Origin of the sequence: Dyadobacter koreensis (genome assembly GCF_900108855.1) — a bacterium.
GTDB lineage: Bacteria > Bacteroidota > Bacteroidia > Cytophagales > Spirosomataceae > Dyadobacter > Dyadobacter koreensis.
The window spans coordinates 531,050-546,117 of sequence record NZ_FNXY01000002.1 but is presented as its reverse complement, the minus strand read 5'-3'; the positions used below and the strand labels follow the sequence as shown (position 1 = coordinate 546,117).

Annotated in this window: 15 protein-coding genes; 8 read left to right on the top strand and 7 right to left on the bottom strand. The window is 41.1% G+C overall.

From position 1 onward, the window contains the following. Window positions 1-14: 14 nt before the first annotated feature. The 3 genes from BMY70_RS06810 (at window position 15) to rlmB (ending at window position 3,025) form a co-directional block, all read left to right on the top strand. On the top strand, window positions 15-905 hold the full coding sequence (locus BMY70_RS06810; RefSeq protein ID WP_090333750.1) for an SDR family oxidoreductase: 891 nt from the start codon (window positions 15-17) through the stop codon (window positions 903-905). Window positions 906-1,055: 150 nt separating this feature from the next. After that, complete coding sequence (locus BMY70_RS06805; protein WP_090334767.1) at window positions 1,056-2,267, top strand: GWxTD domain-containing protein; 1,212 nt, start codon at window positions 1,056-1,058, stop codon at window positions 2,265-2,267. Further along, complete coding sequence (rlmB, locus tag BMY70_RS06800) at window positions 2,243-3,025, top strand: 23S rRNA (guanosine(2251)-2'-O)-methyltransferase RlmB (RefSeq protein WP_090333748.1); 783 nt, start codon at window positions 2,243-2,245, stop codon at window positions 3,023-3,025. The genes BMY70_RS06805 and rlmB overlap by 25 nt, the downstream gene beginning before the upstream one ends. An 81-nt stretch (window positions 3,026-3,106) precedes the next feature. Here rlmB and mnmA read toward each other — a convergent pair whose 3' ends face one another. The 4 genes from mnmA to BMY70_RS06780 all read right to left on the bottom strand — a co-directional run bounded on the left by mnmA (window position 3,107) and on the right by BMY70_RS06780 (window position 7,120). Then, complete coding sequence (gene mnmA / locus BMY70_RS06795; RefSeq protein ID WP_090333745.1) at window positions 3,107-4,228, bottom strand: tRNA 2-thiouridine(34) synthase MnmA; 1,122 nt, start codon at window positions 4,226-4,228, stop codon at window positions 3,107-3,109. A gap of 129 nt (window positions 4,229-4,357) precedes the next feature. Further along, window positions 4,358-5,401, bottom strand: a complete 1,044-nt coding sequence (locus BMY70_RS06790; protein WP_090333742.1) for a hypothetical protein — start codon at window positions 5,399-5,401, stop codon at window positions 4,358-4,360. 101 nt (window positions 5,402-5,502) lie between these two features. After that, a complete protein-coding gene (gene fdhA, locus BMY70_RS06785; RefSeq protein ID WP_090333740.1) occupies window positions 5,503-6,693 on the bottom strand; it encodes a formaldehyde dehydrogenase, glutathione-independent in 1,191 nt (396 codons plus the stop codon). Between the two features lie 25 nt (window positions 6,694-6,718). After that, complete coding sequence (locus tag BMY70_RS06780) at window positions 6,719-7,120, bottom strand: GlcG/HbpS family heme-binding protein (protein WP_090333737.1); 402 nt, start codon at window positions 7,118-7,120, stop codon at window positions 6,719-6,721. Window positions 7,121-7,350: 230 nt separating this feature from the next. On the opposite strand from BMY70_RS06780, the gene mobA reads away from it, so the two are divergent. The 5 genes from mobA to BMY70_RS06755 all read left to right on the top strand — a co-directional run bounded on the left by mobA (window position 7,351) and on the right by BMY70_RS06755 (window position 12,401). Continuing rightward, complete coding sequence (gene mobA, locus BMY70_RS06775; protein WP_090333735.1) at window positions 7,351-7,953, top strand: molybdenum cofactor guanylyltransferase; 603 nt, start codon at window positions 7,351-7,353, stop codon at window positions 7,951-7,953. Between the two features lie 11 nt (window positions 7,954-7,964). Further along, entirely contained in the window at window positions 7,965-8,795 is an 831-nt protein-coding gene (gene fdhD / locus BMY70_RS06770; RefSeq protein ID WP_090333731.1) for a formate dehydrogenase accessory sulfurtransferase FdhD, read from the top strand. Between the two features lie 6 nt (window positions 8,796-8,801). Next, window positions 8,802-9,170 (top strand): DUF7009 family protein, encoded by a 369-nt coding sequence (locus BMY70_RS06765; RefSeq protein ID WP_090333726.1) that lies wholly within the window; start codon window positions 8,802-8,804, stop codon window positions 9,168-9,170. A gap of 2 nt (window positions 9,171-9,172) precedes the next feature. Further along, window positions 9,173-11,491 carry an FdhF/YdeP family oxidoreductase gene (locus BMY70_RS06760; protein ID WP_090333724.1) on the top strand — a complete coding sequence of 773 codons (2,319 nt, stop codon included), beginning with the start codon at window positions 9,173-9,175 and terminating at the stop codon, window positions 11,489-11,491. 139 nt (window positions 11,492-11,630) lie between these two features. Then, a complete protein-coding gene (locus BMY70_RS06755) occupies window positions 11,631-12,401 on the top strand; it encodes a glycerophosphodiester phosphodiesterase (protein WP_090333721.1) in 771 nt (256 codons plus the stop codon). Here the strand turns inward: BMY70_RS06755 and BMY70_RS06750 are convergent, their stop codons facing one another. The 3 genes from BMY70_RS06750 to BMY70_RS06740 all read right to left on the bottom strand — a co-directional run bounded on the left by BMY70_RS06750 (window position 12,402) and on the right by BMY70_RS06740 (window position 14,870). After that, complete coding sequence (locus tag BMY70_RS06750; RefSeq protein WP_090333719.1) at window positions 12,402-12,878, bottom strand: hypothetical protein; 477 nt, start codon at window positions 12,876-12,878, stop codon at window positions 12,402-12,404. Window positions 12,879-13,110: 232 nt separating this feature from the next. Further along, entirely contained in the window at window positions 13,111-13,875 is a 765-nt protein-coding gene (locus tag BMY70_RS06745; RefSeq protein ID WP_090333716.1) for an SDR family NAD(P)-dependent oxidoreductase, read from the bottom strand. Between the two features lie 92 nt (window positions 13,876-13,967). After that, window positions 13,968-14,870 (bottom strand): helix-turn-helix domain-containing protein, encoded by a 903-nt coding sequence (locus BMY70_RS06740; RefSeq protein ID WP_090333714.1) that lies wholly within the window; start codon window positions 14,868-14,870, stop codon window positions 13,968-13,970. Between the last annotated feature and the right edge of the window lie 198 nt (window positions 14,871-15,068).

Sequence of the window (15,068 nt, the reverse complement as noted above, 5' to 3'; positions counted from 1 at the left end):
GAAAACTCACACTAATGTCATACAAAGAAGGAATGCTTCGCGAAGGGGCACTTGATAATAAAACAATAATCGTCACCGGAGGCGGTACAGGTTTGGGAAAATCAATGGCAACTTATTTCCTGAAATTAGGCGCTAATGTAGTTATATGCAGCCGTCGTTTGGAAGTATTGCAAGATGCAGCGAAAGAACTTGCAAATTCGACAGGTGGAAAAATTCTGGCTGTTGCTTGCGATGTTCGTAAAACCGAAGAGATCGAAAATGTGATCAGTAAATCCATCGAACATTTCGGACAGGTTGATATACTGGTAAATAACTCTGCCGGAAATTTTATCAGTCCAACGGAACGTCTTTCCTATAAGGCGGTAGATACGGTGGTTGATATTGTTTTGCGCGGAACGTATTATTTTACACTGGCACTCGGAAAATACTGGATAGATAATGATATAAAGGGGACCGTTTTGAATATTTCTACAACGTATGCATGGACAGGTTCCGGTTGGGTTGTCCCTTCTGCTATGGCGAAAGCCGGAGTTTTGGCCATGACGAAATCCCTGGCGTTTGAATGGGCAAATCACGGGATCAGGCTGAATGCAATTGCCCCCGGGCCGTTTCCAACCAAGGGCGCCTGGGACCGTCTTTTTCCGGAAGAACTATCTAAAAAGTTTTCTTTTGAAAACAGAATTCCTTTACAACGTGTTGGTGACCACCAGGAACTTGCGAATCTTGCAGCATACCTGATTTCTGATTTTTCTTCCTATATAACCGGCGAAGTGATTACGCTTGACGGAGGTGAAGTTTTGTCAGGCGGACAGTTTAATTTCCTGAAAGAGGTGAGCGACGAGCAGTGGGATGCCATTGAAAATCAAATAAAAAACGCTAATAACATCCCCAAGAAATCAGAATAATAATTTTCTTCCATTTTTATTGGGTAAATTTGGTCCTTCGTTCGTTATTTGACAAATGAAGATATCTGGTATATGAAAACAACTTTTAGAATTTACCTTTCTCTGCTGTCAGCATTGTTCGTTATGGGCTGTTCGTCCTCTAATAAAACGATGAAAAAAATTCCTGAGGCAGAAGTTCGTATGTCGAACCCGGAAACAATTTCTGCTCCTGAGGAATTGTCGCTTGTGGCTATCCAAAGTAAATATTTGATAAAAGACACGACGCAAACGCGTGTTTTCTTATACGTAGACGCGCTGAAAGGTAAAAGTTCTATTTCTGTCAGCGATTTTGTAAGGCTTTATAATCTTAATTATGTTATCTATTCCGACTACGGCACGAGAGAGCGCTTGGGATATGGAAACGTAAAACTTGATTCGTCAAACGTGACAAAACTGGGCGATAAAATCGTCATCGGTTTTGATATTAAAAGCCCTAACAAAGAAACAGGTGTTTTGCTGAGCGAGATAAGTCAGACAGGAACGTTGAAAAAAGTATTGAACGACTTGACTATTCGCTTTAAAAAACAATCGGCCAGTGAATTGTATGGAATTTATACGGATGCCAGCGCTGAACCTCTGCAAAAACACTACATTAACGTCGCTACGCCTTTTACGGTTAAGAGACTAACGCAGGAACCAGGAAAACTGCACGTGTTTTATTACGGACATAGTTTCGAGCCGGCTGGTTCACCAATGAACACAGCACCGAAAAGCGGGGTTTCTAAATCGTTAACTATTGATAGTACTTTTACTATTAATACAAACGAAAAAATTCAATTTACAAAAGAAGGTTTATACAACATTTTCGCAGATACCACACAGTCGGAAGGACTCGGACTGCTAGTAGTAAACGAAAGATTTCCAAAGCTGACCAAACCTGAACTGTTGCTCGAACCATTAGTTTACATGAGCACCAATACGGAAATCAGCGAAATCAAAAAAACAGAAGAATTCAAAAAATCGCTTGATAAATACTGGTTGACATTAATGAACGGAAATGCACCGTTGGCCCAACAGTCCATCCGTTCTTTTTATAACCGTGTTGAAGAAGCGAACCAATTGTTCACCAGCTACAAAGAAGGCTGGAAAACAGATAAAGGAATGATCTTCATCGTTCTCGGCCCGCCGGACAAAGTGCAGCGCAGCAAAGACCGGGAGGTATGGACTTATGATCAACGTGCTAATGCACAGAATGTTAATTTTACTTTTAATCGCAGAACAAATCAATTTGTAGATGACCATTATGAGCTTGTTCGCTACGCCGAATATCAGCCAATCTGGTACCCTATAGTAGAAGCATGGAGAAACGGAACTATACGCTAAGAAAGCCCGCCCCTCGTCCGTCACAAGCCGACATGGTTTTTGGTACACAGTCTGTACTGGAAACATTACGTTCAGGCAAAGAGATCGAACGTTTATTTATTCAAAGAGAGTTAGGTCTTAATGAAATTGAAAAAACAGCTAAGGAGCTAGGAATTCCTTATCAGCGTGTTCCAATAGAAAAATTAAACCGCGTTACCAGAAAAAATCATCAGGGCGTGATTGCCTTCGTATCGCCTATTCAGTATATGCCTTTGCATAATGTGCTGACTCAGGTGTATGAAGATGGAAAAACACCTTTATTATTGTTGCTTGACCGCGTAACAGACGTTCGTAATTTTGGAGCAATTGCACGTACTGCCGAATGCGCAGGAGTTCAGGCGCTGATCGTACCGACAAAAGGCGGTGCACAAATCAATGCCGATGCAATGAAAACTTCGTCAGGAGCTTTGAATTTCCTGCCTGTCTGTCGCGAACCAAATCTTTACGAAACATTATTATATCTGCGTAACAGCGGTCTGCAAATCGTTGCCTGTACAGAAAAAACAGACAAATCGCTTTACGATATTGACTTTTCGATTCCGACCGTTATTATTATGGGATCAGAAGAAGATGGAATTTCCAAGGAGTTTATTCAACTGGCCGATAGCGGAGCAAGAATTCCATTAAATGGACAAGTTGAATCTCTAAACGTTTCTGTGGCAAGCTCGGTTGTCTTATATGAAGCTGTAAGACAAAGAGTTACTGCGAAAGTTTCGTAATAATATTAATTAATGAACCCATAAAAAAGACGTCAATCTCTGAAGATGACGTCTTTTTTTTTATAAACAGCGATTAATGTTTCACTGGAATAATTCTTTATCCTGACGGAAGTTTTTCATAATCCAGCCACCACCCACGACGTCATCACCTTCGTAAAAAACAGCTGCCTGTCCTGGAGCAATACCATTTACGCCATCGTGGAAATGAACTTTTACTTTCCCTGGCTCATCAGGAAGTAATAAAGCCGGTGTTCCTTCATGTTTGTAACGCACTTTGGTAATAGTTTCCAATGGCTTTGTAATCCCGTCATATTTTTGCCAGTTCAATTTACCGACATACATTCCGTCACGGAACAAGTCTGGCAAATCTCCCAAAACCACTTCGTTCGTATCTTTTCTAACTTCGGTAACAAAAACAGGGCGACCTAATGCTATCCCTAAACCTTTACGCTGACCAACAGTATAAAATGGATAACCTTCATGTTTTCCGACGACCGTACCGTCTTCATATACGAAATTACCACCGGCAACTTCCGCTTCTAACCCTGGAATACGGCGTTTCAGAAACCCGCGGTAATCGTTATCAGGCACAAAACAGATCTCATAGCTTTCTGCTTTATTGACCAAATCAATAAACCCACGTTCACGAGCCATTTCACGAATTTCTGATTTATGTAAATATCCAAGCGGAAGTTTTGTCCGGCTCAGACTTTCCTGAGAAACGCCCCAAAGAACGTAACTCTGATCCTTCCAGCTATCAATTCCTTTTGAAACATAGTGACGGCCATCGTTAAACTGCATATTTGCATAGTGTCCTGTGGCAATAAATTCACAATCCAGACGGTCCGCTCGTTTTAAAAGTGCGTCCCATTTTATATGCGTATTGCACAAAACACATGGATTTGGCGTACGGCCTTCCAGATATTCTCCTGTGAAATGGTCGATCACATAATCGCCAAATTCTGCACGGATATCTAATATATAATGCGGAAATCCTAGTTCGACAGCGATACTTCTTGCGTCATTGATAGAGTCCAGCGAACAGCAGCCTGTCTCCTTTTTGGTTCCCCCGCTGCTTGCGTAGTCCCAGGTTTTCATGGTCATTCCGATGACCTCATAACCTTGTTCATGTAACATGACTGCTGCCAGAGAGCTGTCGATGCCGCCACTCATGGCGACTAAAATTCGTCCGTGTTTACTCATTGCGGGAATCTGCGAAGGTTGAACGCCTTCCGATTTTGATTAGTTTGAAAATTTCAAACAGAGAAAATTATCTGATTGGTTCCGCAAAGATAGGGAAATAAAGTTTAACGATTAACCCTGGACAATTAATCAAAGCCTAACCTGCCGAATCACATTTTTTACATTCAGCTCGATAATATCTGTCATTGTCAAACATTTGTAATAATCCGGATTGTTATGATACTGGGCAAGTCCTGCACGCAATTCCAGAATTTTATCGGATGTGGAAATATTATCTTTCTTAGAAACATCACGTAGTGCAGCAAGTCGATGGCGCTCGCTTCTCACCTGGTGAACGATGGAAGATTGTTCCTCTTGCTGATATTGCAGCACTGTTTTATCCGTCAAATGTTCCATAGCCAATTTCACATACGGAAGGTTTTCTTTGAAATACTGAGGCATATACACTTTCAGATTGCCTTCATAGAATTGCTGATCAAAATCAATCGCCCTCAAACGGAACTGAAAATCGTCAAAATCCGGCGTGATTTGCATGACGAAATTATATGCACGCATATCCCCCAAAAGTGTGATCATGCAGCGTTCGTTAAACTTCACAAATTCTTTGGCAATACGTTTCGGATTATAATCAGTGTGATCTAAACGTGTTTTTGAAAAAACATCGCCTGGAATTCCTGCGATATGCTCTTCTATTAAAGAATTGCCATCAACAAGATAATTCACCTGGTTCGGCGAAAAAATTTCTTCCAGCTCCAATCCATAGATTCTGGACGCATCAGCCCGTTTTACATAAAAATAATCATAAATGTCATTCAATCTATTTACGATTTTGATACGAAACGGATTCGAATTACCGAACGTGCAATATTCGATTTTGTCAATATATTTATGTTCAACAATTCTAAGATTCCCGGAAGCTTTCAGCATCGCATATGCCCTCTTTAAGCCATTATGCAACCTTTCGATATCATGTGGCGGATAGAGCGGACTTTGCCAAAGTGTATCTTTTCCGTTTTTATCAATCACCGGAAAAGATTCGTAGAAATTTAAAAGGTCATTATAACCCACCGGAAGGCGGGCTTCGCGCTGATAGGAACGCAAATATTTCCTTAATTCAACACTGACCGGATAAATCGGCTTTTTCCTCGAAATCTTTACGTCGCTCTTCTCCATAGATGCAATTTAGAAAATATCGTACGGTTTTTAGAATAAAGCCAAAACAAGAAAAGCCTCCGGACTGGAAGCTTTTCTTGTTTTAGCGCAACGGTTTACTATCAGTTCATGATCATTCCATGCGGATCGATCACAAATTTCTTAGCCGCACCTTTATCAAAATCGCGATAACCTCTCGGGGCATCCTGCAATGTGATCACCTCCACATTCACCGCCTTTGCAATTTTAATTTTATCATATAAAATCGCGTTCATCAGCTGTCTGTGATATTTCATAACCGGACATTGTCCTGTATAAAAAGAGTGAGATTTGGCCCATCCCAGGCCAATCCGGATACTCAAACTACCTTCCTGAGCCGCTTTGTCTTTCGCTCCCGGGTCTCCTGTTACATACAAACCGGGAATCCCGATTGCTCCTCCGGCTCTTGTAACCGCCATGGCTGTATTCAAAACCGTCGCCGGACGTTCCTCAACCGCGTGTGAACCGTGGCCACGTGCTTCAAATCCCACACAGTCTACAAAACAATCAACCTCCGGAACACCAACAATGGCCTCAATTGCCTGTTCCAAGGGCGTGTCTTTTGATAAATCAATGATCTCACAGCCAAAACTTTTAGCCTGATCAAGTCTTTCCTGAATCATATCTCCGACGATCACTACAGCCGCTCCCAGCAAATGACATGAAGCCGCACAAGCCAACCCTACAGGTCCGGCACCGGCCACATATACGATAGAACCGGGGCCAACTCCGGCTGTAACCGCTCCGTGAAATCCCGTTGGGAAAATATCTGACAATAAAGTTAGGTCTTTGATATATGCCATTCCCTGATCTTTGTCCGGAAATTTTAACAGATTAAAGTCGGCATACGGAACCATCACATATTCTGCCTGTCCGCCTACCCAACCGCCCATATCTACATATCCATAGGCAGCCCCCGGACGTGATGGGTTTACGTTAAGACAGATTCCCGTTTGTCCGACTTTGCAATTGCGGCATCTGCCGCAGGCAATATTAAACGGTACCGAAACCAGATCCCCGACCTTTATAAATTCAACATCACGGCCAGCTTCAAGTACAATTCCTGTTATTTCATGCCCAAGTACCAATCCGGCGGGAGCAGTCGTTCGTCCCCGGACCATATGTTGATCGCTACCGCAAATATTTGTTGAAACAATTTTCAGAATTACACCATGTTCACATTTCCTGTCGCCCAGAGCCAGTTTCGGATATTCAATTTCCTGAACTTCCACTTCGCCCGGTTTGATATAAGCCACTCCATGATTTTGACACATAAGAATCGGTTTAAAGGTTAAGAAATTATTTTACGGATTCGGCTCCGCTTTGAGCAACGAGATGGTCATTTTCAACAGTGCTGCCCGAAACACCAATGGCACCAATTATGTTTCCGCTCGCATCTTCGATACAAACGCCTCCGGGAAATGTGATTAATCCTCCGTTTGAATGTTCAATATTGTAGAGAGAACCGCCAGGCTGGGACAGTTTCCCAATTTCTCCCGTGTTCATGTTGAAATAGCGGGCCGTTTTAGCTTTTCTTTGCGCTATATCGATGGATCCAAGCCAGGCCTCATCCATATGGACAAAAGCGATAAGATTAGCTCCGGCATCGACCACAGCGATATTCATTAACGTGTTAATTTCTTTTGCTTTGGTTTTTGCCGCATTTATTGCAGTTTCCGCCTGTTCAAGTGTAATGTTCATAATCTTTGTTATTTATAAAGTTATCTAATAATTATTAAACTTAACGTCATGCCTGTTAATTAATTTTGAATTATATATTTATAAAATATAATTAAAACAAAATCGACTCAAAAAGTCGTATCTGTGGCATATCGTTAGTATGACCTAATCTGTTAACTATATAATAATCTGCGAATGAGGTAAATTTTCATTTTGCAGACCTTTCACTCCTGTAAAAAATTGAATAAAACATGAAGAAGGAACTGTATGGACTTGTCGTTTGCGGGGGCAATAGTTCCCGGATGGGAACTGACAAAAGCCTCATCAATTATCACGGAAAACCGCAGCGCTATTATGTTTATGAAATGCTGGAATGGGTTTGCGACAAAGTTTTCATTTCGTGTAACCGCGGACAAGCGACGAGCATAATTGCACCATACCAAATGCTGGCAGACCAGCCCGAGCTTGAAAATGTCGGCCCGATGGCAGCACTGCTTACTGCTTTTTCAACTTATCCGGATAAGGATTTTCTGGTTGTAGGTTGTGACTATCCTCTGGTTACAACAAAAGATCTGAAAGAATTTGAAAAAGGTTTAGACCGTGAGCAGATAGCATCTGCTTTTTATAATGAGGAGAATAATATGTACGAACCGCTGCTGGCTTATTATTCGGAAAAATCCGGAATTGAAATTCAGCGTATGTATCGTGAGAACCAATATTCTCTGCAGCACTTTTTAAAGGAAAATAATGCACAAAAACATAATCCGGCGAGGCCAAAAAATGTGATCAGTATTGATACGCCGGAAGACTTTGAAATTGCCAAAGAAAAAATCAGATTAAAAAATCAGTTATAAGTATCCGTTTCATGCAAAAAAGTGCAGCCAGAGAGATCAGAATAAAAAAAATAAGTAACGCAAACGTGTCCGATGAAGATGATCTGATCGCGGTTGAAGAACCATTGGAAATTCAGGTTCAGTACCAATCCGATGAGAAGCAGATTAGGAAAAGCATATCCGTTACCATGAGAACTCCGGGTAATGATGAGGAGCTGGCAACTGGCTTTTTATTCACGGAAGGTATTCTTCATGACCGAAATCAGATCAGTAAAGTTGGTACCGATATTTTCGACGAAAATAAAGTTCTGGTCACGTTGACCGAACATGAAGTTCCAAAATTACAAACGTCTGAGCGAAATTTCTATACAACTTCCAGCTGTGGTGTTTGTGGAAAATCCAGCATCGATGCGATCAAAACGGTATCTCCTTTTGCGAATCTGCCTGACGATCTTTTGGTACCTGCCGGCTTATTTTACAACTTACAAAACGAGTTAAAAAAACAACAGGAAGTATTTCAAAACACGGGAGGGCTTCACGCTTCGGGCTTATTTGACCTGCATGGAAATATCATTTTATTAAGAGAAGATGTTGGCCGGCATAATGCTTTGGATAAGGCAATCGGTGCTTCATTTTTACAAGATCAGTTACCTTTGAACCAAATAATCCTGCTGCTTAGCGGAAGGGCAAGTTTCGAGCTGATCCAAAAAGCGAGTATGGCCGGAATTAAAATTGTTGCCGCAATCGGTGCGCCCTCTAGCCTTGCATTACAGCTTGCAGAAGAATTTAATATAACCCTAATTGGTTTTTTGGGCAAAGAAAGATTTAATATTTATTCTGGAAGCCACCGGATCAAGATTTGATTAATTATGAAAATACGAATTCAAGGAAATTCCATACGTATCAGACTTTCAAAATCTGAGGTCAATCAGTTAGTAAAGGAAGGTGTTGTAGAAGAAAAAACATCGTTTCTTAATTCGTCCTTTGGTTACTGCCTGAAAAGTATCGCCGGTATCACCGAACTGTCTGCGTCTTACGAAGCGGACCAAATTATCATGTTTGTACCGGAAGAATTACTGGAAAGCTGGCCGACAAATAGCGTCGTTGGTTTCGAAGCGCATATGCCGATCAGCGAAACAGATTCGTTATATCTTCTACTGGAAAAAGATTTTAAATGCCTAGATAATACTTCCGAAGACCAGTCGGACAACTTCGAAAATCCGAATAAAACCTGTTAGTTATGAGCAACGAAAATTCATCAAAACCAGAAGCCGAAAATCCGGAAGAATTTACCGGATTGAAACGCGGAAAGATCAAAACCATAGCAGCAGGGATTCCGGCGGTCGTTTCCAGCATGGAAAAAGTAGTTGGCGAAGCCGGTTTTGCGAGGGGAATGAAAGCGCTTTGGAGCCTCAACAAAAAAGGCGGATTCGATTGTCCGAGCTGCGCCTGGCCGGATCCGGACGATGAGCGTTCCGGCGTAGCGGAATATTGTGAGAACGGCGCAAGGGCGGTCGCAGAAGAAGCTACGGCAAAAAAATTAACGGCCGCGTTTTTCACAGAAAATTCCGTTCAGGATTTAGCCAGGCTTTCAGATTATGAAATCGGGAGTAAAGGCCGGGTTGCACAGCCCATGTATTTGCCAAAAGGAGCAACGCATTATCAGGAAATCTCATGGGATGATGCCTTTGAAAAAATTGCAGCAACCTTAAAAAGTCTGCCCTCGCCAGACGAAGCGATTTTTTACACTTCCGGCCGGACCAGTAATGAAGCGGCTTTTCTATATCAGCTTTTAGTCAGACAATACGGAACCAACAACCTGCCTGATTGCAGCAATATGTGTCATGAAAGCAGTGGCGTTGCATTGGGAGAATCCTTAGGAATTGGTAAAGGTTCGGTAACATTGGCTGATTTTTATGAGGCCGAGGCCATTATCATTTTAGGACAGAATCCTGGCACGAACCACCCCAGAATGCTTACCGCGCTGCAAAAAGCAAAAAGGAACGGTGCGAAAATTATTTCTGCAAATCCGTTGCCTGAGACCGGACTGATGGGTTTCAGCAATCCGCAAACAGTTAAGGGAGTTCTAGATATTGATACCGATCTGACTGATCTTTTTTTACATATCAGGATCAACGGCGACATGGCTTTGCTGAAGGCGATACAGATTTTATTAATTCAGGAAGACGATAAAAATCCGGGATCAGTTCTAGACCTGGATTTTATAGAAAAAAATACGCTCGGAGTTTCGGAGTTTAAACAGCATTTGCAACAACAAAATCTGGATGAGCTTGTCAAAATCTCGGGGATTCCGCTTGAAGAAATTCAGAAAACAGTTGAGATTTTAAAACATAAAAAAAGGATCATTGTTTGCTGGGCCATGGGTCTGACGCAGCACAAAAATGCGGTTGATACAATAAAGGAAGTTGTCAACCTGCTGTTATTGAAAGGCAGTATCGGAAAGCCGGGTGCAGGAACTTGCCCTGTCAGAGGCCATAGTAATGTTCAGGGCGACAGAACAATGGGAATTTTCGAAAAACCTCCAGTCGCTTTACTGGAAAAAATCGAAGCGAATTTCCTTTTTTCTCCACCAAAAGAACACGGATTTGATGTGGTCAACAGTATCAAAGCCATGCACGCCGGCAAGGCAAAGGTATTTTTTGCTATGGGAGGAAATTTCCTGTCCGCGACACCAGATACAAATTACACGGCTGAAGCATTGAGACAATGCAGATTGACTGTTCATGTTTCTACAAAATTAAATCGTAGTCATTTGGTTCATGGCGAAGAAGCCATCATTCTGCCTTGTCTTGGAAGAAGCGATATGGATATGGTCAAAGGTGAAAACCAGTTTGTTTCCTGCGAAAATTCGATGGGCGTGATTCAGTCTTCCAAAGGAGTTTTACAGCCAATTTCCGATGATTTACTAAGCGAACCGCTGATAGTCTGCAAGCTTGCGAAAGCACTTTTCGGCGAAAGTAGCGTGGTTGACTGGAATAAATTCACCGAACATTATGATTTTATTCGTGACGCGATAGAGAAAACCATTCCCGGATTTGATGATTATAACATCAGAGTAAGAATTCCGGGCGGTTTTTATCTGCCAAATTGTAATCGAGAAGGTAGCTTTAATACGGAATCAAAAAAAGCCCATTTTAACATAGCGGAAGTCACAACGATGCCTATGGAAAAGGATGAACTGATGATGATGACAATTCGCAGTCACGATCAGTTTAACACGACCGTTTATGGTTTAAATGATCGATACCGAGGAATTTATAATGAAAGACGGGTTATTTTAATGAATGAAAAAGATATAGCAGACCGCGGATTACAGGATGGAGACGTAGTGGATCTGATTAATAATCATGATGGAATTGAGCGCGTCGCAAATAAATTTATCGTCATAAAATACCCAGTCCCACAAGGTTGCTCTGCCACTTATTTTCCGGAAACGAATGTATTGGTTCCCGTAACAAGCGTTGCAGATAAAAGTAACACGCCAACTTCGAAACAAGTTATTCTGAAAGTAAAAAAGCATGAAGTAGCTTCCGTTTAGGTATTAAAAAACCATAATTCTTAACACAGGCCTAACATGCCGGATTAATAAATACAGTACTTTCGCCGCTTGCTTTATCTGACAACAAGATAGATGAACGAAAAAACAGTTTTGTATTAAAAATGTAATCTTCTTTGTAATGAAAAAAAATATTCTTGTTTTTACGGCGCTGGTTCTTTGCCTGATTTCCTTTCAAGGTATGTCTCAAAATAAATCAAAAGTTATCGCACACAGAGGTGCGTGGAAAAATACTGGTGCTACTGAAAATTCAATTGCAGCGATGGAGCACGCTATCAAGTTAGGCTGTTATGGAAGTGAATTTGATGTACATATGTCTGCCGATTCAGTTCTTTTCGTAAATCACGATCACACGATCAAAGGAACCGATATTGAAAAAGCGACTTCACAGGAATTGTCGCAGATTAAACTCGAAAATGGAGAAACCTTGCCGACACTTGAAGCGTATCTGAAAGCGGGCGCTAAACAGAAAAAAACACGCCTGATTCTTGAAATCAAAACTTCACGTATCAGCAAGGAACGCTCTCTGGCTCTGGCAGCAAAATGTGTTGAAATGGTGAAAGCGCTGAAAGTTGAGAAAATCACAGATTACATCGCTTTCGATTTTGACGTTTGTTTAAAAGTTAAAGAAATAGCTCCTAAGACGCACGTTGAATACCTGAATGGAGATAAAACACCAGCGGAAATTCTTGCGGCAGGTCTGTCAGGAATCGATTATCACTATTCGGTTTACAAAAAGAATGAGACTTACATTGATGATATGCACAAGGAAAAACTGACCACCAACGTTTGGACGGTTAACGACAAATCCACAATGCAGTGGTTCATTGACAAAAAAGTCGATTTTATCACCACCAACGAACCTGAACAATTGTTTGAGCTTTTGAAATAATTAATACTGTGTTGAACGGGTATAATAAAAATGAGCAATCAGTGCAATGGGAAGTCCCACACCGATAATAATAATGCTCATTCCGATCATTGTCGCACCTGGGTCCATAGGCAGCATACCTGAAAAAGCGATCGGAAGTACGATCAGGTTCATGACCATCCAGATAAAAATGCCGTAAACAATACCACTAATTACGCCGTGCGCCCGCAAAAATTCCAGCCGCGGGTAAACAAGGAAATAAAAAAGGGTGAAGAGCAGTGAAATAAGAAAGTGAAACACGATACCAAGTGCGGCCATTTTAATTCCTCCGGCATAAGCAGCTTCTCCAAAAGCGCCGCTGGCAACAGACTGAAGGATTTGAACAGCTGTAATTTTATCCAGTAAAACTGAATAAACGATGATGGCTAAAACCAGGTCCAGGAGGCCCGCCAGAAAAGCCGCCAGAACAATTGTGGGAAATGGTGAACGGTCATACATAACGCTGGAAATGTTACTGATATTTGCTTTTAAGATACACAGTATTTCGCTCTTTTAAAAATAAATATTTTCAATTTTATATTGATTTAATCACATATATCGATTGTGATATAATTAAGCATAAAAAAATAATAACAAACATAAGTATCTGATATATAATAAACTAAAACAGGTCTGAACGAAATCTACAAGAGATTCTGTTCAGACCTGTTTTAGTTTTAGAGCTTTCTACTTACAGGTTCATCCCACCTGACGCCTCAATGCGCTGAGCGGTGATCCAGCTAGCTTCTTTACTGCATAAAAATGCGACGATTCCTCCGATATCTTCCGGCAGACCAACACGTCCCAGGGCTGTGATCGAATTGATATGATCTTCCATTCCTTCATGTGAAGCAAAAGCACGTTTTGTAAAATCGGTGTGAATGATACCGGGTGCCACCACGTTCGCCGTGATTCCACGACCACCCAATTCTTTTGCCAGATATCTTGTAAATATTTCAATAGCACCTTTCATGGATGCATAGGCCGCATAACCTGGCGTTGAGAACCGGGCCAGACCAGTCGAGAGATTAATTATTCTTCCTCCGTCCGCCAGAAACGGAAGCGCCTTTTGGGTTAGAAAATAAACGCCTTTAAAATGTATATTAAATAACTCATCGAAATCTTCTTCGCTTGTATCTTTAAAGGCAGAATATCGGTCAATCCCTGCATTGTTTACAAGAAAATCGAAGTTACCACGATTCCATTTTTCTTTTAACAAAGTGGCAATGATTTTAAAGAATTCATCGAAAGACTTAGTATCTGCGACGTCAAGTTGAATAGCCGCAGCCTTTTGCCCAAGTTTTTCAATTTCTGAAACGACTTCTTTCGCTTCGCTTTCGTTGCTTCGATATACCACGATTACGTCGTTTCCTTTTTGCGCCAGGCTCAATGCCATGTTTCTTCCCAGACCGCGGCTTCCACCTGTTACCAATGCAATTTTATTCGTTGATTCCATTTTGTTTCTATTTTTGATTTTGATGAAACAAAGGTACCGCAGATTAAAAACAGCTCTTTACGGATTTCAAATCAGGAATTGCAAAATTCAAATCAACCTCTGAAAGTTTTTGGGGTGAGGCTTGTATGCTTTTTAAATAGGTTATTAAAATGCGCAGGTTCTTCAAATCCGAGGCAGTAAGCAATTTCCGAAATATTCCAGTCTGTATGTTTAAGAAGGATTTTGGCTTCCTGCACAATTCTCTCCAGAATAAGTGCCGTGGTAGTTTTTCCGGTCAGTTCTTTCAGTACTTTATTGAGATAGTTCACATGTATCGATAACTGATCCGCATAGTCTTTAGCTGACCGTAATCTCAATTTCTGGTGTGGTGGTTCCAGAGGAAATTGTCTTTCCAGCAGTTCCATAAACAACGAAGAAACGCGCCGGGTCGCGTTTGTCTCAATGTGAAGCCCGGATACTGGCTGCAACTTTTGTCCGGTATGGATCAGCTCTATGATATAATTTCGAATCAGGTCATACTTAAAAGCGTAGTCCGACTCTAACTCTTTCATCATTTTGCCAAATATCATTTTCACCTCCTCGATCTTTTCTGAATTTAAAAAAAAGATCGGATTGCCACCAGGTTGAAATACGGGAAAATCTGAAATGGGCAAACCAGTATAACTTTGTCTAAAAAAATCTTCTGAGAAAATGCAGAAAATACCAGCCTGCTTGTCTGTCAGCGGATGGTAATTGTAAGGAATTTGAGGAGTAGCGAACAACAGGGCATTATCTTCAATTTCAATAACTTTGTCAGCATATTCTGCTCTGCTTTTACCAATTATCAAACTGATCTTATAGTATGATCTTCGGTTATAGGGCATTTTACCTTTGGATATTTTAACGATTTCCTCCGTTCTAAAAATGTTAAAATGCCCTATTTCTTTCTGTATTCTTTCCGGAATCAGTAAAGAAGCATCTTTATAAAAATCCTGTACGGTAATAATTTCTGACATGATTAAACTAATACGCAACTTCCCAAATTCAATAAGACTGTGCCCGCAGATTCATGAAATTCCTCTCTGGCATACTCTCAAAGATAGAAAGTCCCGCTAAGCCATCCAAGTTCCCTGACGGCTTCAAAAACTAAATCTTAATAAGTTTAATTTATTTGGTCTTTCAATAATGTCACAAATCAGTTTTTATCTTTATCG

Bases quoted from the DNA above. Each gene is read 5' to 3' on its own strand.
- BMY70_RS06810 (WP_090333750.1), top strand. From the start codon at position 15: ATGTCATACAAAGAAGGAATGCTTCGCGAAGGGGCACTTGATAATAAA.
- BMY70_RS06805 (WP_090334767.1), top strand. From the start codon at position 1,056: ATGAAAAAAATTCCTGAGGCAGAAGTTCGTATGTCGAACCCGGAAACA.
- rlmB (WP_090333748.1), top strand. From the start codon at position 2,243: ATGGAGAAACGGAACTATACGCTAAGAAAGCCCGCCCCTCGTCCGTCA.
- mnmA (WP_090333745.1), bottom strand. From the start codon at position 4,228: ATGAGTAAACACGGACGAATTTTAGTCGCCATGAGTGGCGGCATCGAC.
- BMY70_RS06790 (WP_090333742.1), bottom strand. From the start codon at position 5,401: ATGGAGAAGAGCGACGTAAAGATTTCGAGGAAAAAGCCGATTTATCCG.
- fdhA (WP_090333740.1), bottom strand. From the start codon at position 6,693: ATGTGTCAAAATCATGGAGTGGCTTATATCAAACCGGGCGAAGTGGAA.
- BMY70_RS06780 (WP_090333737.1), bottom strand. From the start codon at position 7,120: ATGAACATTACACTTGAACAGGCGGAAACTGCAATAAATGCGGCAAAA.
- mobA (WP_090333735.1), top strand. From the start codon at position 7,351: ATGAAGAAGGAACTGTATGGACTTGTCGTTTGCGGGGGCAATAGTTCC.
- fdhD (WP_090333731.1), top strand. From the start codon at position 7,965: ATGCAAAAAAGTGCAGCCAGAGAGATCAGAATAAAAAAAATAAGTAAC.
- BMY70_RS06765 (WP_090333726.1), top strand. From the start codon at position 8,802: ATGAAAATACGAATTCAAGGAAATTCCATACGTATCAGACTTTCAAAA.
- BMY70_RS06760 (WP_090333724.1), top strand. From the start codon at position 9,173: ATGAGCAACGAAAATTCATCAAAACCAGAAGCCGAAAATCCGGAAGAA.
- BMY70_RS06755 (WP_090333721.1), top strand. From the start codon at position 11,631: ATGAAAAAAAATATTCTTGTTTTTACGGCGCTGGTTCTTTGCCTGATT.
- BMY70_RS06750 (WP_090333719.1), bottom strand. From the start codon at position 12,878: ATGTATGACCGTTCACCATTTCCCACAATTGTTCTGGCGGCTTTTCTG.
- BMY70_RS06745 (WP_090333716.1), bottom strand. From the start codon at position 13,875: ATGGAATCAACGAATAAAATTGCATTGGTAACAGGTGGAAGCCGCGGT.
- BMY70_RS06740 (WP_090333714.1), bottom strand. From the start codon at position 14,870: ATGTCAGAAATTATTACCGTACAGGATTTTTATAAAGATGCTTCTTTA.